This window comes from Burkholderia sp. RF2-non_BP3, assembly GCF_001522185.1.
GTDB lineage: Bacteria > Pseudomonadota > Gammaproteobacteria > Burkholderiales > Burkholderiaceae > Burkholderia > Burkholderia diffusa.
The window spans coordinates 1-1,099 of record NZ_LOSU01000045.1 but is presented as its reverse complement, the minus strand read 5'-3'; the positions used below and the strand labels follow the sequence as shown (position 1 = coordinate 1,099).

Annotated in this window: 1 protein-coding gene; it reads left to right on the top strand. The window is 64.5% G+C overall.

Features of this window, described 5'->3' with window-relative positions:
- The coding region (locus WS45_RS23770) for an ABC transporter ATP-binding protein (RefSeq protein WP_059701976.1) at positions 1–1,088 on the top strand (1,088 nt) is incomplete at its 5' end.
- Positions 1,089–1,099: the final 11 nt, after the last annotated feature.

The window sequence follows — 1,099 nt, the reverse complement described above, 5'->3', positions numbered from 1 at the left end:
ACGACGCCTTCGTGCGCATCGAAAACGTCGTGAAGAAGTTCGGCGACAGCACGGCCGTCGACAACGTCAACCTGACGATCGCGAAGAACGAATTGTTCGCACTGCTCGGCAGTTCGGGCTGCGGCAAGTCGACACTGTTGCGCATGCTCGCCGGGCTGGAAACGGCCACCTCCGGCAAGATCTTCGTCGACGGCGAGGACCTCGCGTCGCTGCCGCCGTACCGCCGGCCGGTGAACATGATGTTCCAGTCGTACGCGCTGTTTCCGCACATGTCGGTCGAGTCGAACGTCGCGTTCGGACTGAAGCAGGAAGGCACGCCGAAGAACGAAATCAAGGAGCGCGTGGCCGACGCGCTCGCGCTCGTGCAGATGAGCAAGTACGCGAAGCGCAAGCCGCATCAACTGTCGGGCGGGCAGCAGCAGCGCGTCGCGCTCGCCCGCTCGCTGGTGAAGCGCCCGAAGCTGCTGCTGCTCGACGAGCCGATGTCCGCGCTCGACAAGAAGATCCGCCAGAAGACCCAGCTCGAACTCGTGAACATCATCGAGAAGGTCGACGTGACCTGCGTGATGGTCACGCACGACCAGGAAGAGGCGATGACGATGGCGAGCCGCCTCGCGGTGATGAGCGAAGGCAAGATCGTGCAGATCGGCACGCCGGGCGAAGTGTACGAATACCCGAACAGCCGCTTCTCGGCCGAGTTCATCGGCTCGACGAACCTGTTCGAAGGGCGCGTGGTCGAGGACGAACCCGATCACATCTTCGTCGAGAGCGACGACCTCGAGGCACGCATGTACGTGAGCCACGGCGTGACGGGCCCGCTCGGCATGCCGGTCGGCATCTCGGTGCGCCCGGAACGCGTGCACGTGTCCCGCGAAAAGCCCGGCTCGCATCACAACTGGGCGCGCGGCGTGGTGACCGACATCGCGTACATGGGTGCGTACTCGCTGTATCACGTGCGTTTGCCGAGCGGCAAGACGGTGGTGTCGAACCTGTCGAGCTCGCACCTGATGCACGACAGCGCGCCGGCGTGGAACGACGACGTGTTCGTGTCGTGGTCGCCGGCCAGCGGCGTCGTGCTGACGCAGTGAGGGCGACATGA